This window comes from Corynebacterium sp. LK2510 (assembly GCF_040946405.1).
In the GTDB taxonomy this organism is placed as follows: domain Bacteria; phylum Actinomycetota; class Actinomycetes; order Mycobacteriales; family Mycobacteriaceae; genus Corynebacterium.
On sequence record NZ_JAYWLR010000011.1, the window covers coordinates 55070 to 75172 of the forward strand.

Annotated in this window: 20 protein-coding genes; 13 read left to right on the forward strand and 7 right to left on the reverse strand. The window is 67.5% G+C overall.

Annotated elements, in window-relative coordinates:
* The first annotated feature begins 18 nt into the window (after positions 1–18).
* From VVR41_RS07295 to VVR41_RS07310, 4 genes are all read left to right on the forward strand, one after another.
* Complete coding sequence (locus VVR41_RS07295; RefSeq protein ID WP_321101122.1) at positions 19–822, forward strand: NUDIX domain-containing protein; 804 nt, start codon at positions 19–21, stop codon at positions 820–822.
* Positions 812–1984 carry a THUMP-like domain-containing protein gene (locus tag VVR41_RS07300; RefSeq protein ID WP_368524194.1) on the forward strand — a complete coding sequence of 391 codons (1173 nt, stop codon included), beginning with the start codon at positions 812–814 and terminating at the stop codon, positions 1982–1984. Before VVR41_RS07295 ends, VVR41_RS07300 begins: the two co-directional genes overlap by 11 nt.
* A gap of 21 nt (positions 1985–2005) precedes the next feature.
* Positions 2006–3142 (forward strand): cysteine desulfurase family protein, encoded by a 1137-nt coding sequence (locus VVR41_RS07305; protein ID WP_368524195.1) that lies wholly within the window; start codon positions 2006–2008, stop codon positions 3140–3142.
* A 99-nt stretch (positions 3143–3241) separates the two neighbouring features.
* Positions 3242–4309, forward strand: coding sequence for a glycoside hydrolase family 25 protein (locus VVR41_RS07310; RefSeq protein WP_368524196.1), 1068 nt, complete (start codon positions 3242–3244; stop codon positions 4307–4309).
* A gap of 6 nt (positions 4310–4315) precedes the next feature.
* On the opposite strand, the gene VVR41_RS07315 is transcribed toward VVR41_RS07310, so the two are convergent.
* A complete protein-coding gene (locus VVR41_RS07315) occupies positions 4316–4978 on the reverse strand; it encodes an esterase/lipase family protein (RefSeq protein WP_368524197.1) in 663 nt (220 codons plus the stop codon).
* A 20-nt stretch (positions 4979–4998) separates the two neighbouring features.
* Here VVR41_RS07315 and VVR41_RS07320 point away from each other — a divergent pair, with 20 nt between their 5' ends.
* Together VVR41_RS07320 and VVR41_RS07325 are read left to right on the forward strand one after the other, a co-directional pair.
* Complete coding sequence (locus VVR41_RS07320) at positions 4999–6222, forward strand: alpha/beta hydrolase (protein ID WP_368524198.1); 1224 nt, start codon at positions 4999–5001, stop codon at positions 6220–6222.
* Positions 6222–8657: a bifunctional lysylphosphatidylglycerol flippase/synthetase MprF gene (locus VVR41_RS07325; RefSeq protein ID WP_368524199.1), complete on the forward strand. Its 2436-nt coding sequence runs from the start codon at positions 6222–6224 to the stop codon at positions 8655–8657. Before VVR41_RS07320 ends, VVR41_RS07325 begins: the two co-directional genes overlap by 1 nt.
* Here VVR41_RS07325 and VVR41_RS07330 read toward each other — a convergent pair.
* A complete protein-coding gene (locus VVR41_RS07330) occupies positions 8590–9384 on the reverse strand; it encodes a spermidine synthase (protein ID WP_368524200.1) in 795 nt (264 codons plus the stop codon). The genes VVR41_RS07325 and VVR41_RS07330 overlap by 68 nt on opposite strands.
* Before the next feature lie 26 nt (positions 9385–9410).
* Between VVR41_RS07330 and mnmA the strand changes: the two genes are divergently transcribed.
* Positions 9411–10490, forward strand: a complete 1080-nt coding sequence (gene mnmA / locus VVR41_RS07335) for a tRNA 2-thiouridine(34) synthase MnmA (protein WP_368524201.1) — start codon at positions 9411–9413, stop codon at positions 10488–10490.
* Between the two features lie 2 nt (positions 10491–10492).
* A complete protein-coding gene (locus VVR41_RS07340) occupies positions 10493–11344 on the forward strand; it encodes a methionine synthase (protein WP_368524202.1) in 852 nt (283 codons plus the stop codon).
* Positions 11345–11352: 8 nt separating this feature from the next.
* Here the strand turns inward: VVR41_RS07340 and VVR41_RS07345 are convergent, their stop codons facing one another.
* Complete coding sequence (locus VVR41_RS07345; protein WP_321101094.1) at positions 11353–12024, reverse strand: 3'-5' exonuclease; 672 nt, start codon at positions 12022–12024, stop codon at positions 11353–11355.
* Positions 12025–12082: 58 nt separating this feature from the next.
* Here VVR41_RS07345 and ligA point away from each other — a divergent pair, with 58 nt between their 5' ends.
* Positions 12083–14098 carry an NAD-dependent DNA ligase LigA gene (gene ligA, locus VVR41_RS07350; protein ID WP_368524203.1) on the forward strand — a complete coding sequence of 672 codons (2016 nt, stop codon included), beginning with the start codon at positions 12083–12085 and terminating at the stop codon, positions 14096–14098.
* Here the strand turns inward: ligA and VVR41_RS07355 are convergent.
* From VVR41_RS07355 to VVR41_RS07370, 4 genes are read right to left on the reverse strand one after another with little or no spacing between them, the layout of a single operon-like run.
* Entirely contained in the window at positions 14052–14327 is a 276-nt protein-coding gene (locus VVR41_RS07355) for a hypothetical protein (protein ID WP_368524204.1), read from the reverse strand. The two genes, ligA and VVR41_RS07355, sit on opposite strands and share 47 nt — an antisense overlap.
* Positions 14324–15340, reverse strand: coding sequence for a serine hydrolase domain-containing protein (locus VVR41_RS07360; protein WP_368524205.1), 1017 nt, complete (start codon positions 15338–15340; stop codon positions 14324–14326). Before VVR41_RS07360 ends, VVR41_RS07355 begins: the two co-directional genes overlap by 4 nt.
* On the reverse strand, positions 15340–15855 hold the full coding sequence (locus VVR41_RS07365) for an ArsR/SmtB family transcription factor (RefSeq protein ID WP_368524206.1): 516 nt from the start codon (positions 15853–15855) through the stop codon (positions 15340–15342). The genes VVR41_RS07360 and VVR41_RS07365 overlap by 1 nt, the downstream gene beginning before the upstream one ends.
* A 45-nt stretch (positions 15856–15900) precedes the next feature.
* Positions 15901–16569: an amino acid-binding ACT domain protein gene (locus VVR41_RS07370; protein WP_368524207.1), complete on the reverse strand. Its 669-nt coding sequence runs from the start codon at positions 16567–16569 to the stop codon at positions 15901–15903.
* 145 nt (positions 16570–16714) lie between these two features.
* On the opposite strand from VVR41_RS07370, the gene gatC reads away from it, so the two are divergent.
* The 4 genes from gatC to VVR41_RS07390 form a co-directional block, all read left to right on the forward strand.
* Complete coding sequence (gatC, locus tag VVR41_RS07375) at positions 16715–17023, forward strand: Asp-tRNA(Asn)/Glu-tRNA(Gln) amidotransferase subunit GatC (protein WP_321101105.1); 309 nt, start codon at positions 16715–16717, stop codon at positions 17021–17023.
* 2 nt (positions 17024–17025) lie between these two features.
* On the forward strand, positions 17026–18513 hold the full coding sequence (gatA, locus tag VVR41_RS07380) for an Asp-tRNA(Asn)/Glu-tRNA(Gln) amidotransferase subunit GatA (RefSeq protein ID WP_368524208.1): 1488 nt from the start codon (positions 17026–17028) through the stop codon (positions 18511–18513).
* A gap of 50 nt (positions 18514–18563) precedes the next feature.
* Entirely contained in the window at positions 18564–19595 is a 1032-nt protein-coding gene (locus VVR41_RS07385) for a 6-phosphofructokinase (RefSeq protein ID WP_321101109.1), read from the forward strand.
* Positions 19595–20103: mismatch-specific DNA-glycosylase (locus VVR41_RS07390; RefSeq protein WP_368524209.1), on the forward strand; the 509-nt coding region annotated here is incomplete at its 3' end. The genes VVR41_RS07385 and VVR41_RS07390, both read left to right, overlap by 1 nt.

A 20103-nucleotide genomic window follows, 5' to 3' on the forward strand; every position in this document is an offset into this window, starting at 1 on the left:
GAGGTCGATGCGTTCGACATGCTCGGCTACAACGGCTCCCGGCTCGCCAGCACGGTAATCCTGACTCGCAACAGTCCACGTGGCCTCGAAGTTTGGATGCAAGAGCGCGTGATGACGATGCGCAACTTCCCGGGCATGACGGTCTTTCCCGGCGGCGGCGTGGACAGCCGCGACTTCCCGGGCCGCTCTTGGGGCGACGGCGAGCTGTGGGTCGGCCGCTCCGCAATCTCGCTGGCGCGCCAGCTCGGCGTGACGAAGTACAAGGCCCACGCTCTTTTGTTCGCCGCGGTGCGCGAGCTGTTTGAGGAAACCGGTACGTTGCTCGCCGTCGACGACGACGGTGTGCTGCTCAACGACTCCCGCGCGTTCGACAGCCAACGCCTCCAACTGGAGTCGCATGAGTTGTCGCTGACGGACGTGCTGCAGATGAACAAGCTCAACGTCCACGCCGACCTGCTCCACCCCTACGCGCGGTGGGTGGGCCAATCCGAGCGTGGCACGTGGTTCGACGTCTTTTCCTGGATCGCGGTCTCGCCCGGCGGGCAGGATCAGTTGGAGGTCACCGGCGAGGCTGATGACGCCAACTGGTTCCCGCCAGCACTGCTGCTTGAGGGCTGGCGTGCCGGCTTAGTGCGCTTCGCCCCGGCGACGTGGGCGCAGCTGCTCGACCTCTCCCGGTACTCGTGCGTCGAGGATGTGCTCGCCGCTGTCAAGGGCGTGAACCTGACGCCAATGATCGGCGACCCTGTCAACCACCCGCGCTACCGCGAGTACTTCACCGTGACCCCCACAGATCGGATCGGCAAGCCCCATGAGTTTTAGCGTGGCCGAGGTTGCCGAACTCGCCGCGCGATCCGATGAGATCTCCGCCGTCGCCGGGGAGCTGCAATTGACCAAGGCGAGTGCGTTTGCCGACCGCGCGCTGCTCACCCCAATCTTCGGGGAGCTCTCGCGCGCCGCGCTTGAGCTCGCCGCGGCCCGGCGATCTGCCGCGGGCAAATTCCCGGAAACGTGGCTCACGGACACCGACGCCGCCCAGCAGGCCACACCCGCCCGCGTTGCCGCAGTGCGCGCAGATCGGCTGCGGCGCGCGGGCGTGGAGTTCGTCCACGACGTCACCTGCTCCGTCGGCACCGAGGCAGTCGCCGTTGGCGAGGCCGGGATGGCGTGGCTCGGCTCCGACCTCGATCCAGCGCGACTGCTCATGGCCCGGCACAACCTGGGCCCCGGGGCGTGGCTCGCCCGTGCGGACGCGCTCGTACCGGTGACGTCACCTGCGGCGTCGAAAAACATGCGCACCGCGGTGGTTGCAGACCCCGCGCGCCGGGCAGGCGGGCGCCGGATCACTGACCCGGCCAAGCTTCTGCCGCCGCTGCCAGATCTCGTTCAGGCGCAGTCGGGTCGCGAACTCGCGGTCAAGTGTGCCCCGGGCATCGATTATTCCTCGTGGGAGGGCCTGGTCAGCATCGTCTCTGTCGACGGGGGCGTGAAGGAAGCCTGTCTCTACACCCCGGGCCTGTCCGAGGGCCTCGCCCGCGAGGCGGTGGTGGTGGGTGGATTCACCGAGCGGATCACCTCGCAGGAAAACGACGATGTCGACGTCACGGGCGCGCAAGACTACATCATCGAGCCCGACGGCGCAGTCGTGCGCGCCGGCCTCGTGCGTCACTGGGCGCACCACCACAACTTGAGCATGCTCGACCCGCACATCGCGTTTCTGACCGGCCCGACCATCCCACCAGGGCACTCGGGGTTTCCGTTTCTCGAGGAGGTGCCGCTGAAACAGTTGAAGGCGGCGCTTAAGACGCGTGGTATTGGCGCAGCGGAGATTCTCGTGCGCGGTGTCGACGTCGACCCGGACGTGCTGCGCAAGAAGCTCAAGCTGTCCGGTGGGGGCCAGGCTGCGGTGGTCATCGCTCGTGTCGGCAACGGCGCGACGGCTTACGTCTGCGGGCCGCGGGTGTGGGCGCCGGTAGCGCAGTAGCCGGGACTAGGCTGTGGGGACATGGCCTACTTCGATCACGCCGCAACCACCCCCATGCGCCAGTGCGCCATCGACGCCTGGGTCGAGCACGCCGGGGCCGTCAACCCTGGCGGACAGTACGCGTCGGGGCGGCGCGCCAACTCAGCTCTTACCGACGCCCGCGAGGCCGTCGCCCAGGCACTCGGCGCCGAGCCTGCCGAGGTTGTGTTCGTCGGCTCCGGTACGGAGGCCGATAACATCGCGGTACGTGGCCTCTACCGTGCTGCGGTGTCGGCTGGGGGTCCGCGGCGCGTGGTGGCGTCGACAATTGAGCACCCTGCGGTGCGCGAGACGGTGCTGTCTCTGGAGCGCGAGGAAGGCGCAGAGGTGGCGTGTCTGCCCGTCGGGCGAGGTGGTGCGGTCAGGGATCTCAGCGCGCTCGACTCCCCGGCGGCGGTAGCGGCCTGCATGATGGCCAACAACGAAACGGGCGCGATCCAACCGGTGGCAGAGATCGCCCGGCGCGCCGCCGAGCAGGATACGGCCGTCCACGTCGATGCGGTGCAAGCGGTGGGCAAAATCCCGGTGGATTTCCACAAAATCGGGGCGACGACGCTTGCGGCCTCCGCGCACAAGTTCGGCGGCCCGCGCGGTGCGGGAATCTTGCTGGCCAAGCGCACGCCCGCACCCGCGCCGCTGATTCTCGGCGGCGGGCAGGAGCGGGGCCTGCGCTCCGGGACGGTGGATGTGGCGACCGCGGCCGCCACGGCGGCGGCGTTGACCGAGGCCGTTGCTGAGATGGAGCAGGAGCGCGCCCACGTCGACACGCTGTGCGAGCGCCTTGTCGCCGGGATCCGCGCGTCCATCCCGGACACGCAGGTAACGGTGCAGGGCGAAACGCTTCCGGGGCACGTGCACGTGATGTTCCCCGGGGCGAACGGGGACGCGATGCTCATGCTTCTCGACGCAGCCGGCATCGAGGCCTCGACAGGTTCCGCGTGCTCGGCGGGTGTGAGCCGGATGAGTCACGTGTTGGAGGCGATGGGCATCGACACGCGCGACGGCATGGGGGCGCTGCGGCTGACCCTCGGCCGCACGACGACCGGTGAAGACGTCGACATGGTGCTGCGCGAGCTGCCGCGCATCGTGGAGCGTGCCCGCGTGGCGGGGGCGTTGTAATACGGGGTGCTTTAACGCCTCCGCCGTCAGACTCCTGTTACTTGTGTGACTTGTGTGTCGCATGTCCAATAGTGGTGAAGATGCGATAGCATGCCGGGCATGCACGTTTACCGGAAACGCACTCCCGTCCTCGCCGCGCTGACCGCCGCTTGCCTCTCCATCGGCATGGCGGTTGTCGTTCCGTTCAGCCCGATCCGCGACACTGCCGCCGAGGCACTGTCCATTCCGGGTCTCGTTCAGGGCATCGACGTCGCCGGGCACCAGCGCCCCGAGGGCCAGCCCATCGACTGGCTCACCGTCGCCGGTCCCGGTGGCCAGGAGTTCGCCTTTGTCAAGGCAACTGAGGGCGAGGGTTGGATGAACGTCTTCTACGACGAGGACGCGCGGGCCGCACGCGATGCTGGCGTCGAGGTGGGGGCCTACCACTACGCGCGCCCCGCGAAGGACCCGATCGCCCAGGCGCGCTACTTCGCTGACGTGATCAATGCGGGCCCGGACCTGACACTGCCGCCCGTTCTCGACCTCGAGGTCGACGAGGGCCTGGGAGCGGCGGAGCTCACCGCCTGGACCACGGCGTTTCTCACCGAGGTGGAGCGCGCCACCGGAACGAAGCCGATGCTCTACACCTACCGTTACTTCTGGCTCGAGCGCATGGGCAACACCAACGCTTTCACCGGTTACCCGCTGTGGCTCGCGGCCTACCAGACCCAGGCACCGCGTCCCGTCGGCGGTTGGGACAAGGTCTCCTTCTGGCAGCGCTCCGGCGATGGACGTGTCGCAGGCGTGGCCACCCCGGTCGATCAGAACATCTTCAACGGCGACAGCGGCGCGTTCCAGAGCTTCACCGCCGGCAACCTCACCGCAGGTGGCGGAGTGCTGGAATCGTTCCAGGCCCCTGAGTCCGGCGAGCTGCAGGTCCTCGAGCAAAACAACACCGCCCTCGTCGTCGCCATCCTCGGTTTGGCCACAGGCATCCTCGCCGCTCCCCAGATCGCCGATGCCGCCCAGCAGCTCGGTTTCGACGAGTTTGATGCCGGCAACATCGCCGGTACCGTTCGCGAGCTCGTCACCAGCGGCGAGCTGCCGGTCGAGGACCTGCGCACGATGATGGTCGGCGAGTACTCCGTGGGCGACCTGCTCATCCTGCTCGACAACGCCGGCAAGTAGGCGGCGCTATAGCCCGAGGGCGGCGAGGATGGAGTCGGTGCGGCGCAGCAGAGCGCGGTGGCTGAGTCCGCGCAGGGCAATGGTCTCACCCAATGTGGCCGACCATGCGGGCACGACGCGATCAGCAGTGGAGTAGACCGAGACGATGTGGACCCCCGGAACCTCCGGGGGCGTGGCCGCGACGTCCTCGAGCTCGACAAACGCCTCGCCGAAGATCCTGCGGACCACCCCATCCGGGCGGTACCAGGCGCGGTGCGCGGTTCCCCGCCAGGATGCGCCGACCCCGACGAGGGTGCCCACCCGCGCGAGGGGATCGGGGGAGGCGTCCGGGGAGGCGTCGTGAAGCTCATTGAGCGCGTTCAGAGCTCTCAGCGCCACCAACGCACCCGCAGAGTGTCCCACGACGTCGACGCGTTGGGACTGCTGGCACGCGGCCCGAATCACCTCGGCCACCTGGACGGTCGAGTCGTGCAGCGGCCCCGCCGCACGCCCCGACACCGCGGGGGCGATCAGGGCAATCCCGCGCTGTTCCAGCTGGCGCGCGAGATGCCGGAATGCCCAGGGCTCACCGAGGGTCCCGTGCACCGCGACGACGGTGCGGGAGCTCGGCTGAGAGGTTGCTGTGGACGGATCGGGAAGAAGCCTGGGCAAGCGAGGAAACAAGGCCATGTGGACAAAGATTACAAACCGTGGAAGCAATCCGTTCGATTTCTCTCGTATCTCCAGCAGCAGCTGCGGTGATCTACGTTATTGCTGCGGCGACGACGCTCATCGCACTACTGAGACCGAACAGGCGCACCGCCTGGGCGTTCGGGGCCGCCTGTGTCGTTCTCGCGCTCGTATACACCGTCCTGGACATCTGGCCGAGGCCGTTCCCGGATTCGGTGCCGGGGTTCCTCTACGCCACCTGCTTCGGGGCGGTATTCGTGCTCTTTTCCTTGCTGACGCAGCGCGGTCGCCGGGCCTGGCTGGCCGTGGTGACCGCCATCGCGATGGCTAACGCGTATCTTGCCGCCAACCTGGAGTATCAGCAGTACCCGACGGTGGGGTCGTTCCATCCCGTTCCCGTGACTGTGCCGCTTACACTCGAACAATTCCAGGCTGCCGAACAGGCGTCACAGGCGCCGCAGCTCGACGGGCGCGAGGTCGGTGCGCTTGTGACGCTGCCCGCCGCCCCGATGCGTGACGCGGTTGTCTACGTTCCGCCAGCGTATTTCCACGGAGCGACTCTGCCAGTACTCGTGTTGATGGCGGGAAACCCCGGCAAACCCATGGACTGGTTCACCAACGGCCAGGCCGCGCAAACTCTCGACGACTTCCAGGCGACCAACGACGGGCGAGCCCCCATCGTTGTCAGCGCGGATGCCACCGGGTCGGAGACCGGCAACCCCGGATGCGTCGACGGGCCTCGACTTAAGGTGGCGACTTATATCAGCCAAGACATCCCCGCGCTGCTGCACGAGACGTTTCGTGTCGACCCGGACCAGTCACGGTGGACGGTCGGCGGGCTGAGCTACGGTGCGACATGCGCGCTTCAAGTGGTGGCCAACCACCCCGAGGCATACGGGTCCTTCCTCAGCTTCTCGGGTGAGTCCGAGCCGTCAGTGGGCAACCACCGCAAGACCGTCGACGAGCTCTTCGACGGCGACGAGGAAGCCTTTCAAGCGGTCAACGCCGCGGCGTTGCTTGCCGACGCCGCCGGCACCTCGACCTATCGGGGGATCGCGGGGCGCTTCGTCGCCGGGGAAAGAGATGCGATGAGCACCGCGGCACTGCCACACCTCAACGACCTGGCGCGCGCGGCGGGCATGGAGACGACCTACGAAACTGTTCCGGGCGCGCACAGCTACGAGGTGTGGCGTACGGCGCTGCGCCAGAATATGGATTTCGTTGCCCAACGAGGAGGCTTGTGATGAAAGATCTCGCTAGGCGCGCACCCGTCACACTAATTTTGGTGGCACTGATGTGGCTGCTCTTTGCTGCCACACGTGGCCGGGCCCCAGAGGTGCTCGGCTTCACGCTGCCCGCAGACACTGAGCTGTGGCACGTCGCGACATCCGGTGTGACCAGCGCGCACGTAGTTGGTCTTGTCTTTGCGACGCTCGCGGCGCTGCTGTTCGCCACCACCGCCGAGGTGAAGCTGGGTTCGCGGACCTTTGTGGTGGCTGCGGTGTGTTCCCAGGCTGTTGCGGTGCCCCTCGGCCTCATGGCGGCCACGCTTGTTGAGGAAGCCGGCTTCAACCAGTGGGGCGCGGATCTAACCAATGAGACGTTCCAATCTCCCGTGGCGTGGATCTTCGGCCCGCTCGCATTCGCGACGGCGGGCATGGGTGTTCTGTGGCGGCGCCGCCTGCGTCTGGTCATGCTGGCGCTGACCGGGACAATGGTTGTGTACGCGGGCACGCTTGCCGACGTCATCGCCTGCGCCGCCGTCGTCATCGGCTTGGCCGCCGGCGCGCTCGTACACCGAGACGGGCAGCCCGTGCCCGCACGGTTCACTGTCTCGCTGCGCGAGGCGCGCGTGCTCGTGGCCGGCCTCGTCGCGGTTGTGGCGGCGGGTCCGGTGGTGACCGCGCTGAGCCCCGTAGCAGTCGGGCCGTTTGCCGCAACGAGCCAACTGATGTGGGAGCCGACGGTGGCCTCGCACCAGGTTGCGCGCCTGTGCCGCAACGCGGCGTCGCCGCAGTGCCTCGACGCGCTCGCCATCAACCAGCAAAACGGTCTCGGCCCGTTCCTGCTTAATCTCGTCCCGCTCATCCTCGCCCTGATCACGGCCGCCGGACTCGTGCGCGGCAGGCGTCTGGCCCGGGTGATAGCTCTCGCTATGACCGTGTCCTCCCTGGTGATCATCGTCGCCCAGATCGCCGATCCTGCAGGAGACGCACTACACGCCGCGAACGTCGCCCTCGTCGTCCTGCCCTGGGTGGTCGTTGCAGCGGTCCTTGTTGCGAGCCGGAGGTTATTCGCCGTGGAGTCCGACTGGCTTCCCGCCCTGGGCAAGGCAGTCGCCGCGTTCGTCATCACCGCAGTTGTGTGGATCGGGGGCGCCTTCGCGATGCCGGGAGGCTTTCTCACGACTCCGACGTTCCAGTCCGTCCTCGCCGAGCTTCCCCACCGCTACCTTCCCCCGGTTGTGGCGCTTCTCCTGCCACACCACCTTGTCCCGCGCACGAGCGCGAGCTGGTTGCTTTACGAATGGATCGGCATCGTCTTTTGGGCGGTCGCGCTCTATGCGGTGCACCGTGCCCTGACCTCCCCGCCGTCGCCCGCGGCGGAAACGGAGCGTGCCCGGGCCCGGGGAATTCTCACTAGCGGCACCGGCGACCACCTGTCCTGGATGGGCTTGTGGGACGGCAACCGCTACTTCTTCCACGGAGATGACGGTTACGTTGCGTACCGCGTATCCCGCGGCGTTGCCGTGACTGTTGGCGGCCCAGTATGGACCGAGGCGACGTGCCAGACAGAGGTCGCCGAGGCCTTCGAGTCTTTCGCTGCCTCGCAGGGGTGGCGCGTTGCCTGGTATTCGGTCAGCGCCGACTTCGCTCGCCCGGGGTTTCGCCTGATCCATGTCGCGGAGGAATCGCTCCTGTACACCGACAACCTGGAGTTTGCCGGAAAGAAGTTCCAAAACATCCGCACCGCCCGCAACCGCGCGGGCAAGGAGGGCGTGCGTGCGGTGTGGACGTCCTGGGCCGAGTGCGACATGTCGACCCGCAAAGAGATCGTCGCGCTGTCTGAACAATGGGTGGCGGAGAAATCCCTGCCGGAGATGGGTTTCACCCTGGGCGGCATCGACGAGCTGCGCGACGCAGACACGATGCTCATGCTCGCGCTCGATGACGAGGGCCGCCTGCACGGCGTGACCAGTTGGCTGCCTGTGTACGAGGCCGGGCAGATCGCGGGCTACACCCTAGATTTCATGCGCCGCGACGCCGAGGGATTCCGCCCGACAGTGGAGTTCCTGCTCGCGGAAACGGCTGTGAAAGCCGGTGAACTCGGGCTCGGCTGGGTGTCGCTGTCTGGGGCGCCGCTGGCGCGGACGGATCAGCCCGAGTCTTTGCCAGAGGTGATCTTAGACCGCGCCGGCGCCAGCATCGAGCCTCTGTACGGGTTCCGCTCACTGGCCGCCTCGAAGCACAAGTTTCACCCGACGCACTCCGGCTGGTACCTCGCCTACGACGACGAGCTCGCCTTGGGCGCGATTGCGTGGGCTGTGGTCAGTTGCTACCTGCCCACAATGAAGCCCGCCGACTACGCGGGCGTGGTCCGCGAATTCCTCTCTAACCGTCAGCCGGCGGATCGTGGCGCGGGGTCGTCGCCAGCTGACGCGCCCAGCTCTCGTCTTTGAACTGGGCCGGAACCGCGCCCATTAACAGCGCGCGGGTCAGTTGCGGTGACGCCTCGAGCGGGCGGTTGGCGCCGATGAGGACGATGTTGCCGTAGCGCCGGCCCTTGAGCATCGGCGGGTCGGCGATCGCGGCGACGTGCGGCCACACCTCGCACATCCCGGCGAGCTCCTCGCGGGCCTCTTTCAGGTCCGCGTGGGAGCCGCAGTTGGCCACGTACACGCCGGTCTCGCTTAGCGACGCCCGCGCGGCTGCGTAGAACTCCACCGTGGTCAGATCGCGCGGGGTGGTGGCCACGGAGAAGACGTCGCGGATGATCACGTCGCGCGTGCCGGGTTTGAATCCGAACGTTTCCTCTCGCGCGTCGCCGACGCGGATTTTTACGGCGGGGGCCCGGGGGACGTCGAAAAGCGAGCGGGCGAGCATGGCGAGCTCCCCGTCGATCTCGACGACCGTGTTGCGCGACCCGCGCCACTGGTGGGCGAAGTAGCGCGCCAGCGTGCACGCGCCGCCACCGAGGTGGGTCAGGCGCGGCTTGTCCCAGCAGCGGATATCGTCGAGGAAGTCGGCGATCCAGCGCATGTACTCGAAGTCGAGCCGCTCCGGCTCACCCGGCACGATGTGCGAGCTCGGCACCCCGTTGACCAGCAGAACAAGGGAGCCGTCGGGTTCGGTGTGAACCTCCGCAATGCCGCTGTCAATCTCGTAGGTCTCGCTTTGTCGGGCCATAGCCAGCGAGGGTACACTGCAGCCCCATGCGAGTACTGGTGGCCATGAGCGGGGGAGTGGACAGCTCGGTCGCAGCGGCGCGGCTCGTGGACGCCGGTCACGACGTCGTCGGAGTCCACCTGGCGCTGTCACGCGACGCCCGCGCCACCCGCGAGTCCGCCCGCGGGTGCTGTTCGCTCGAGGATTCCGCCGACGCCCGCCGCGTCTGCGACAAGCTGGGCATCCCGTTCTACGTGTGGGATTTCTCCGACCGGTTCCAGGAAGAGGTCATCGACAACTTCGTCTGGTCTTACGAGCACGGTGAGACCCCGAACCCGTGTTTGCGCTGCAACGAAAAGATTAAGTTCGCGGCTCTGCTCGAGCGCGCACTCGCCCTCGGCTTCGACGCGGTGGCCACCGGCCACTACGCGATCGTGGACGAGGCGGGAAACTTGCGCCGCTCCACCGACCCGAAGAAAGATCAGTCCTACGTGCTCGGCGTGCTCACCCGCGCGGAGCTCGACCACTGCTTGTTCCCGGTGGGGGACACGGAAAAGCCCCAGATCCGCGAGGAGGCTGCCCGCCACGGCTTCGCCACGGCGACCAAGCCCGACTCCTACGACATCTGCTTCATCCCGGACGGCAACACCCAGGCTTTTCTCGGTTCGCACATCGGCATGCGCCCCGGGATGGTCCGCGACATCGACGGCACCGACCTCAAGGAACATGACGGTGCCTTCCAGTTCACCATCGGTCAGCGCCGCGGGCTCGACCTGCGCGTGCCGGCTACTGATGGCCAGCCGCGCTACGTCACCGCCATCGACGCCGCAACCGGGGAAGTCACCGTCGGCCCGCGTGAGGCGCTCAAAGTCCACGAGATCCGCGCCGATCGCTTGAAGGTCCTGCACGAAGCTATGACAGGAGCATTTGAGGCGAACGTGCAGGTGCGCGCCCACGGCGGTGTCGTGCCCTGTAGCGCGGTGATTGACGGCGACGACATGGTGCTCACCCTTCACGAACCCCTCGAGGGCGTCGCGCCCGGCCAGGCGGCGGTGCTCTACCTGCCGGACCCAGACGGGCTGGGCGACATCGTTCTTGGCTCCGGCACCATCTGCGGGGCGCGCTAATCATGGGGCCGCGCGCGTTTGGTCTGGGCGAGCTGCCGGGCACCGACATGGCCCAGGCGGCGGACGTGGTTGTCAGCGAAAGCCTGCTGCCGCACATCCCGCAGCTGCCTGAGCGCGGCATCGGGTCCGACCTCGTCGGGCGCACCGCGGCGCTGCTCGATATCCCCATCGACCGTGGCCCGCGTGGGTGGCGCGTAGCCAGCCAGCACCGCGGTGCCCGCGACCAGATGGCGCGCGACCTGGACGTGCTCGAGGAATGCTGGGGCAGCGTCGCAGAGGTCAAGGTACAGCTTGTTGGGCCGTGGACGCTTGCCGCCGAGGTGGAGACCCGCCACGGCCACCGCATGATCACGGACCCGGGCGCGCTACGCGACGTCACCGAGGCGCTGCTCGAGGCAACACGCGCACACCGCGCGGAAGTGGAGAAGCGCTTCGGTGCGGTGACCGTGCTCCAGCTCGACGAGCCGCGGCTCGAGGACATCATGCGCGGCCGCCTCACCGGACCCACCCGCTACCACGACATCCCGGCGGTTCCGGAGCCGCTCGAGCGCCTCGAGGCGTTCGGCCCGCACCTATTGCACACGCCCGCGCTTATCGACGCCCCCTGGCTCACCGTCGATATCGCCACCATCGACACACCCGCCGAAAAGGATGCGGTTGCGCGCCTCGTCGATTCCGGCACTCGTCTCGCGGTAGCACCCGTTGAGCCGAAGCAGTTGTGGCGCTTTTTCGAGCAGCTGCAGATCGACCCGGCGGGCGTGGAGCTCGACGTGTGGGCGCGCCCGGCCGACACCCTCCTGGACGCCGCCCGCGCCTACGCCGCAGCCCGGGAGATGGCTGAGGGGCTGCGCTAGCTGTACAGCTAGCCGATCATCGGCCAGGAAAGATTGAAGTCGCTGACGTCGCGCCCCTGCCCCTGGAAGTACTTGCGCAGGCTCACGGCGTTTTTGTAGAACTCCACCGCCTGGTACTCCATGAGGTCGTCCTGCTCCATCTGCGCCAGGTCTGGCCACAGAGTGCGCACCTGCTTCCAGGCGATGCGAGCCGCCGCCATCGCGTCCGAGGTCGCCTCGTGCGCGTTGTCCAAGCGCACACCGTAGTGCGCCGACATGTCGCCTAGGGTGCGCTTGCCGCGGCGGCGGTCCCGGGCGCGGTCGATGACCAACGGGTCGTAAACTGGGCCGGTTACGGTGAAGTCCCCGGTGAGCGCGCGCAGAACGGACAGATCGTAGGGGGCGTTGAACACGATCAGTGTCAGCCCGTCCTCCCAGCCCTGATAGATCGCCTCGACGGTTTCGCGCAGGACCTCGTCATGCGGGCGGCCCTCCGCGCGAGCTTTCTCCGTGGTGATGCCGTGCACAGCCGCAGCCCCGGCGGGGATCTCCACACCTGGGTCGGCGAGGGTCTCTGTGGCGGAGACCTCGCTGCCGTCGATACGCACGAGCGCGGAGGTGACAATGCGGGCCTCAGCGGGGTTGGCGGAGGTGGTTTCGAGGTCGAAGGAGAGCATGCGCGAGGCGTCGAAGGTGGCCATGACTCATACCTTAGTGGGCGGGGCGGACATGTCGGGGTGCTCGCTAAGCTTATGAGCCGTGACTGATATTTCGCCGGATCTGCGCCGCCAGTGGGACGAACTCGCCGAGGAGGTGCGTCGCCACAGGGACCTGTACTACAACGGTCAGCCCGTGATCTCGGACAAGGAATTCGACGAGCTGTTCCATGCGCTGGAAAAGCTCGAAGCGGACCACCCTGAGCTCGCGGTGCCCGACTCGCCCACGATGCAGGTGGGCGCTCCGGTCTCCAGCGCTTTTGCGGACGTGACTCACCTCGAGCGCATGATGAGCCTCGACAACGTTTTCTCCGCCGAGGAGCTTGCCGAGTGGCTGGCTAAGACCCCGGGGCCGTATCTGACGGAACTCAAGATCGACGGACTGTCCATCGACCTGGTCTACGAGAACGGTAAGCTCACCCGCGCTGCCACTCGTGGCGACGGGCACGTGGGTGAGGACATCACGGACAACGCGCGGGTTATCCCCGACATCCCGCACGAGCTCACCGGTGACGTCCCGGCGCTGCTCGAGGTCCGCGGAGAGGTATTCATCCGCCCCGAGGACTTCCCGGAGCTCAACGAGCAGCGCATCAAGGAGGGCGGCAAGCCCTTCGCCAACCCGCGCAACACCGCCGCCGGGGGACTGCGCCAGAAGAACCCGGAAGACGTGAAGAAGCGCAAGCTGCGCATGATCTGCCACGGCATCGGCGCGCGCGAGGGGTTCACGCCGGCGACCCAGCTGGAGGCCTACGAGAAACTCGCCGAGTGGGGCCTTCCCGTCTCCGAGTACACGCGCCGCGCCGAGACGGCCGAGGACGTGCAGAAAGCGGTGGCCTACTGGGCCGACCATCGCCACGACGCGATCCACGAGATGGACGGGTTGGTGATCAAGGTTGACAGTGTTGCCCAGCAGCGCGCTCTGGGGGCGACCTCGCGCGCGCCGCGCTGGGCGATCGCTTACAAGTATCCGCCCGAGGAGGTGACCACGAAGCTTATCGATATCCAGGTCTCCGTCGGGCGCACCGGGCGCGCGACCCCGTTCGCGATCCTCGAGCCCGTCTTTGTCTCCGGCTCGACGGTGTCCATGGCCACCCTGCACAACAAGGACGAGGTCAAGCGCAAGGGCGTGCTGATCGGGGATACGGTCGTGGTGCGCAAGGCGGGCGAGATCATCCCCGAGATCCTGGGCCCGGTCGCCGACCTGCGCGACGGTACCGAGCGGGAGTTCGTTTACCCCGAGGCATGCCCCTCATGCGGCACCACACTCGCGCCCGCGCGCGAAGGCGACGCCGATTGGCGCTGCCCCAACACGCGGTCCTGCCCGGCCCAGCTCGCGCAGCGGTTGAAGTACTTGGCCGGCCGCGGCGCCTTCGACATCGAAGCGCTCGGCGAGAAGGGCGCGATCGACCTGACCTCCCGCGGCATTCTCACCGACGAGGGCGATCTGTTCGCGCTGACGACAGAGCAACTCGAGCGCTCCGCGGTCTACACAACAAAGGCCGGGAAGGTCAACGCCAGCGGCCGCAAGTTACTGGACAACCTCGCCACCGCGCGCGAGACCGACCTGTGGCGCGTGCTCGTCTCGCTGTCCATCCGCCACGTCGGCCCAACTGCCGCCCGTGCGCTCGCGTCACGCTACAAGAGCTTGGACGCGCTTATCGACGCCCCCCTAGACGACCTCGCCGAAACCGACGGCGTCGGCATGGTCATCGCGCAGTCCTTCAAGGAGTGGTTCGACGTCGACTGGCACCGCGACATCGTGCGCAAGTGGCGCGAGGCCGGCGTGACCATGGAAGACTCGGCCGTCGACGCCGCCCCGCAGACTTTGGAGGGCCTGACAGTCGTGGTCACGGGCACGCTGGAGAACTTCACCCGCGACGAGGTCAAGGAGGCGATCCTGTCTCGCGGCGGAAAGGCCTCCGGCTCAGTGTCCAAGAAGACCGACTACGTGGTCGTCGGCGACAACGCCGGCTCCAAGGCCGCCAAGGCCGAGGCGCTGGGCCTGCGAATCCTCAACGAGGCTGAGTTCGAGCAGCTTCTGCAGACCGGCGAAGTGTAGCCGCCGCGCGGGCGGCGTTCACCCCGACGAGGGCGGCCGCCGCGGCGAGGATAACCGGCCACACCGCGAACGGGATCTCGGAGTTCCACGGCATGTTTCGCGCCAGGAGCAGGACGACGACCGCGGTGATGACGGCGTTGACCGCACTCCGGCCGGGCGAGGTGCGGCGCCAGGCGGACGCCACCGCCTCCACAGCGAGCAGGACGGCGATGACCAACAGGGTTGTCACGGCAATGCTCCTTCCATAGCTTCCACGAGGGCCACGCCCTGCTTCTCGACGCCCACCCCGGTGTCCCCAGCAACAAACGCCGCGCGCCTCGACCCCGGTGCCGGGTCCCAGACGATTACGGTGCGGAACCCCTCCGTGCCGCCGTTGTGGTACGGGTACTGCTTTCCCTCCATATCCCGGTCGAGCCACCCGTAGTCGGGCCGTCCGTGCCGGGCAACCCAGTCGACGTACTTTGCCATGTCCGCGGGCGTGGAACGGATCGCCCCGGCAGGGGCCCACCCGTCCATGTCCCAGGGCTCCGCGGGGCGCCCGTCCGGCCCGAACCCGCGCGGCGCATCCGGGTTCGCGCCGGGGGTGGCCAGGTAGGTGTCGGTCATCCCGGCTGGCTCCAGGATCCGGGTGCGCACAAGCTCTGGGTAGGGCGTCGCCGTGCGGTGCGCCAGGAGCTGCCCCAGAAGGGCGTGGCCGTAGTTGGAGTAGCTGTACTGACCGCGACCGGACAGCTCCGCGTCCCGGGCGGCCCGCAGAATCTGTTCCGGCGTGTCCCTGCGGTACGCGTTGCCGCCGTCGCGCACCCGCGCCAGGAGGAGCTCGGAAACGCTCAGCGACTCCATGGATGCGAGCCCCGAGGTGTGGTTGAGCAGTTCCTCGAGGCGGACGTCGCGAAGCGGCGCTTCGCCGACGTCGACGATCTCGCCGACGGTCGTGTCCAGCGAGACCTTTCCCTCTTCGACAAGCTGGCGGGTGAGCTCCGCGTTGAAGGTCTTGGTCAGGGACCCGACCTCGAACTCGGTGTCGGCGTCCGCCCCGAGGCCGCCGAAGGTGACGCGCCCGTCGTCGTACGTGAACGCCGCCAGGTTGTGTTGGCCGTCCACCGCCTCCGCGGCGAGGGAGGACGCGATGGCCTGATCCCCGGTTTCCTGGGTGGCCAGCGACACCGGGCGCGGGCCCGCTGTGGCGAGCACGGCTGCGGTGACCAGTGCCGCGGCAATCCCGATGACGCGCGGGCTCATCAGTGCGCCTCCGCGGCTGTGATGATGGTCATGAGGGCGACGATGCGGGCGGGTGGCACCGTGAACGACCCGCCCGCCTTGGTCAACCACCCCGCGGCCTGCAGCGCGTTGAGGTGGTGGTAGGCGGTGCCCGGGGAGGTCACGACACCAGCCTCCACCAGCTCGGCGACAGTGGAGGGGTCACAGAGCACGTGGCGGAGGATTTGCCCGCGCACGGGGTGCGCGAGCGCGGCGAGGCGCTCAATCTGCTCGTCCCAGTCGCTGTCTGTGACCCAGTGGGTGGGGCGGGCCCACTGGTACGCGACGGTTCGCGCGCCCACGGTGACGGCGCCGCCGAAGACGACGGCGCCATCGACCAGTTCGTCGTTGGCTTGGATGGCTTGGGGGAGGTCCGGCAGGCCACCCCGCGCGGCGGGCGCGGGTCCGGAAAGGTCGGGGGAGGGGGCGAGCCGCTCCTCGAGGGCGGCAACCCTGTCCTCGAGCGCGGCGATGCGGGCGGTCGTAGTGCTGTTCATGGTTTCTAGAATTCCAGAATTCTAGAATCCCCGCAACGCGCGCAACTACCTGCGCAGCATGGCGCCGATAATGGTGCCGAGGTCTCCGATCTGGGACACCTCGGAGGCGAGGAAGTCCGGCCCGCCGATTCGGCCGATGACGAGCATCATGTCGGTGCCCGACAACGGGCAGGCAGCAAGTGCCGTGTCCAGGAGCCACCAGGGCTCCGGCACCCACGTGTCCGTCTCCGGGTCCAGAATCCGGGCGCTGTCGACGTCCTGGGGCACAGGGGAGGAGTTGTCGTCACCGGGGGCGGCCTGTGAGGCGGCAACGCGCACGAGCCCGTTGCCGGTGTCGCGCAGGACAACGGCCCACGAGGACGTCATGGCCTGCGGCAGAACCGAGACCAGCTCCTCCATGGCGCTTTCGACCCTGCTTGTCTGGGAGGCAATGCGCGCCAGCATCTGCACCTGGCCGCGGCGGTCGACGCGTCCGGTGAACGGGCGGATGCTGTCGACGTCGACGCCGTCGACGGTCGCGGCGGCGGTAATGAGGGCGTCGACAAGCGTGCCCGTGGGAAGGTCAACGACGATGTCATCAGTGACAACGCCGTGGTCTTCGGATTGGACGATGTCCACCGAGCGAATATCGGCGTCGATCATCCCCAGTGCCTCCGCGAGCTCGCCAAGGCTGCCCGGGGTGTCCGGAAGGGTCACGCGGATAAGATACGACATGGCTCATTTATATCACCGCGTCAAACTAATTATTGGTAAGAGACAATCACGCGCGCCTGCCTCCCAGCCTGCGTCCCATCGGTGTCCGGGGTGTGACGTAGGATAGTGACGTTTCAGGATGCACACCACGAAGAATGGATTAGCTTTGTCTGACACTTCAGGGATTTCCCGCGATGAGGTCTCCCACATCGCCCGGCTCGCCCGCATCAAGATGAGCGAGGAAGAGCTCGACCAGTTCGCTGGCCAGCTCGACACGATCGTGGACGCAGTGTCCAAGATCCAGCAGGTTGACACCACCGGTGTCGAGCCGATGAGCCACCCGCATTCCGTCGAGGCGGGGATGCGCGAGGACGTAGTGAAGAAGACGCTGACGCAGGAGCAGGCGCTTGACCAGGCTCCCGCAACCGAAGACGAGCGCTTTGTTGTGCCGCAGATTCTGGGAGAGGGCGAATAAAAATGACCAGCTACACACTGCCGACCGAGGGCCTGACCTCTCTTCCCGCACACGTTCTCGCCGAGAAGATCCAGGCGGGCGAGGTGACCTCCCGCGAGGTCACCCAGGCGTTCTTGGACCGCATCGCCGAAACCGACGCTGACATCGACGCGTTCCTCCACGTCGGTGCCGCGGAAGCTCTCGCCGCCGCCGATGAGGTCGACGCCCAGGTCCGCGCCGGAGCCGAGCCCGCCTCCGCCCTCGCGGGTGTTCCGCTCGCGCTCAAGGACCTGCTGGTGACCACCGACGCGCCGACGACCGCGGCCTCGAAGATCCTCGAGGGTTACATGAGCCCCTACGACGCGACAGTGGTCAAGCGATTGCGCGAGGCCGGCATCCCCATCCTTGGCAAGACCAACCTCGACGAGTTCGCGATGGGCTCCTCGACCGAGAACTCGGCCTACAAGAGCACGAAGAACCCGCACGACCTCGAGCGCGTCCCCGGCGGCTCCGGCGGTGGCACCGCGGCGGCACTGGCCGCCGGGCAGGCACCGCTCGGCATCGGCACCGACACCGGCGGCTCGATCCGCCAGCCCGCGTCGCTGACCGGCACAGTCGGCGTCAAACCCACCTACGGTGCAGTGTCGCGTTACGGCGTCATCGCCTGCGCGTCGTCGCTGGACCAGGTCGGCCCCTGTGCCAACAACGTCCTCGACACCGCACTTTTGCACAGCATTATCGCGGGCCACGACGAGTTTGACGCCACCTCCGTCGAGCGCGACGTCGCCCCCGTGGTCGACGCCGCGAAGCAGGGTGCCTCCGGCGATCTGACCGGCGTGAAGGTCGGCCGCGTCAAGCAGTTCGACCGCCCGGGCACCCAGCAGGGAGTCCAGGAGGCTATCGACGCCGCCTTCGAGCAGCTCGTCGCTCAGGGCGCCGAGATCATCGAGGTGGACTGCCCCACCTTCGAAGACGTCATGGGTGCCTACTACATCATCCAGATGTCCGAGGTGTCCTCGAACCTCGCGCGTTTCGACGGCATGCGCTACGGCCTGCGCGAGGGCGACGACGGCACTCACTCCGCCGAGGAAGTCATGGCGCTGACTCGCGGAACCGGCTTCGGTGCGGAGGCGAAGCGCCGCATCCTCCTGGGCACCTACGCCCTGTCGGTCGGCTACTACGACGCCTATTACCTGCAGGCGCAGCGCGTGCGCACCCTGATCGCCCAGGACTTCGAGCGCGCCTTCGAACAGGTCGACGTCATTGCCGGCCCCTCCGTGCCGACGACCGCGTTCAAACTGGGGGAGAAGGTCGACGATCCCCTGGCCATGTACAACTTTGACCTGTTCACCCTGCCGCTGAACCTCGCCGGTCTGCCGGGCATGTCGGTTCCGGCCGGTTCCGCCTCCGACACCGGCCTGCCGGTTGGGCTCCAGCTCATCGCGCCGGCGTTTGAAGACGACCGCCTTTACCGCGTGGGCGCGGCGTTCGAGGCAGGGCTTAAGCGGTAGATCGGGCGCGGTTAGGCGTCGAAAAGTAAAAAGCGGATAGGGTGGTGGCTATGCGACTCGCGACACTCACCTCGGGCGGAGACTGCCCCGGACTCAACGCCGTTATCCGGGGTGTCGTCCGCACTGCCAGCTCCCAATATGGATCGACCGTCGTTGGCTACCTCGACGGCTGGGTCGGCCTTCTCGAGGACCGCCGAGTCGACCTGTACGACGACGCATTCATGGACTCGATCCTGCTGCGCGGTGGCACGATCCTCGGTACCGGTCGGCTTCACCCCGACAAGTTTAAGGCGGGCCTTGACACCATCAAGGCCAATCTTGACGACGCTGGCATCGACGCACTGATCGCCATTGGCGGCGAAGGCACCCTCAAGGGTGCAAAGTGGCTCTCTGATAACGGCATCCCCGTCGTCGGTGTGCCCAAGACCATCGACAACGACGTCGCCGCCACCGACTACACCTTCGGTTTTGACACTGCCGTCTCTGTCGCCACCGACGCGATCGACCGCCTGCACACCACGGCCGAGTCGCACAACCGCATCCTCATCGTCGAAGTCATGGGGCGCCACGTCGGGTGGATCGCGCTGCACGCAGGCATGGCCGGCGGCGCGCACTACACCGTCGTCCCCGAGGAACCCTTCGACATCGACGACATTTGCAAGGCCATGGAACGACGCTTCCAGATGGGTGAGAAGTACGGCATCATCGTCGTCGCTGAGGGCGCTGAGCCGCGCGAGGGAACGATGGACGCCGGCCTTGGCGAGGTCGACCAGTTCGGCCATGTCACCTTCAACGGCATGGGCCAGATCATCGCCGACGAGATCAAGCAGCGCCTGGGCTACGACGTGCGCACGATCGTGCTCGGCCACACCCAGCGCGGTGGCACACCGACCGCCTTCGACCGCGTGCTGGCCACTCGCTACGGCGTGCGCGCCGCCCGCGCCGCCCACGAGGGCAAGTTCGGCACGTGCGTTGCACTGCACGGCGAGGGCATCGAACTGATCACCCTCGAGGAATCTGTCGAGCACCTCAAGCGCGTCCCCGCGGACCGCATCAGCACCGCCCGCATTATGTTCGGCTAGTGCGAGACCTCTTCCTCGATTCCGCGAAGCTGTGGGTCGTGGGCATCAACCCCGGCACACGCAGCTCGCTTGTCGACGCCCCCTTCGCCCACCCCGGCAACAGATTCTGGCCCGCCCTCTACCGCGCGGGCATCACGCCCCACCTTGTCGACGCCCGCGATGGGCTTACGCCTGACGACGCCGCCATGCTTCGCTCACGCGGCCTGGGCTTCACTAACCTGGTCGGGCGCACCACGGCGCGGGCATCCGAGCTCACCCGCGAGGAGTATGTCGCCGGCGGCGAGCGCCTGCGCGGGTTGGCCCAGCACTATCAGCCCCGCGGCATCATGATTCTGGGGATTGGAGCCTACCGCGATGCCTTCTCCCGCCCGGCCGCGTCGAAGGGCCTGCAGAGTGAGACGCTGGCGGGAGTTCCGGTGTGGGTCCTGGGCAACCCTTCGGGCCTGAACGCCCACGAAACCGTGGATTCCCTTGCTCGCGCGTACCGAGAGGTGTGGGCTGCGGTGTG

Bases quoted from the DNA above. Each gene is read 5' to 3' on its own strand.
- VVR41_RS07305 (WP_368524195.1), top strand. From the start codon at position 2,006: ATGGCCTACTTCGATCACGCCGCAACCACCCCCATGCGCCAGTGCGCC.
- VVR41_RS07345 (WP_321101094.1), bottom strand. From the start codon at position 12,024: ATGGCCACCTTCGACGCCTCGCGCATGCTCTCCTTCGACCTCGAAACC.
- gatA (WP_368524208.1), top strand. From the start codon at position 17,026: ATGACCAGCTACACACTGCCGACCGAGGGCCTGACCTCTCTTCCCGCA.
- VVR41_RS07315 (WP_368524197.1), bottom strand. From the start codon at position 4,978: ATGGCCTTGTTTCCTCGCTTGCCCAGGCTTCTTCCCGATCCGTCCACA.
- VVR41_RS07370 (WP_368524207.1), bottom strand. From the start codon at position 16,569: ATGTCGTATCTTATCCGCGTGACCCTTCCGGACACCCCGGGCAGCCTT.
- VVR41_RS07295 (WP_321101122.1), top strand. From the start codon at position 19: ATGCTCGGCTACAACGGCTCCCGGCTCGCCAGCACGGTAATCCTGACT.
- VVR41_RS07310 (WP_368524196.1), top strand. From the start codon at position 3,242: ATGCACGTTTACCGGAAACGCACTCCCGTCCTCGCCGCGCTGACCGCC.
- VVR41_RS07330 (WP_368524200.1), bottom strand. From the start codon at position 9,384: ATGGCCCGACAAAGCGAGACCTACGAGATTGACAGCGGCATTGCGGAG.
- VVR41_RS07365 (WP_368524206.1), bottom strand. From the start codon at position 15,855: ATGAACAGCACTACGACCGCCCGCATCGCCGCGCTCGAGGACAGGGTT.
- VVR41_RS07360 (WP_368524205.1), bottom strand. From the start codon at position 15,340: ATGAGCCCGCGCGTCATCGGGATTGCCGCGGCACTGGTCACCGCAGCC.
- VVR41_RS07385 (WP_321101109.1), top strand. From the start codon at position 18,564: ATGCGACTCGCGACACTCACCTCGGGCGGAGACTGCCCCGGACTCAAC.
- VVR41_RS07300 (WP_368524194.1), top strand. From the start codon at position 812: ATGAGTTTTAGCGTGGCCGAGGTTGCCGAACTCGCCGCGCGATCCGAT.
- VVR41_RS07325 (WP_368524199.1), top strand. From the start codon at position 6,222: ATGAAAGATCTCGCTAGGCGCGCACCCGTCACACTAATTTTGGTGGCA.
- VVR41_RS07340 (WP_368524202.1), top strand. From the start codon at position 10,493: ATGGGGCCGCGCGCGTTTGGTCTGGGCGAGCTGCCGGGCACCGACATG.
- mnmA (WP_368524201.1), top strand. From the start codon at position 9,411: ATGCGAGTACTGGTGGCCATGAGCGGGGGAGTGGACAGCTCGGTCGCA.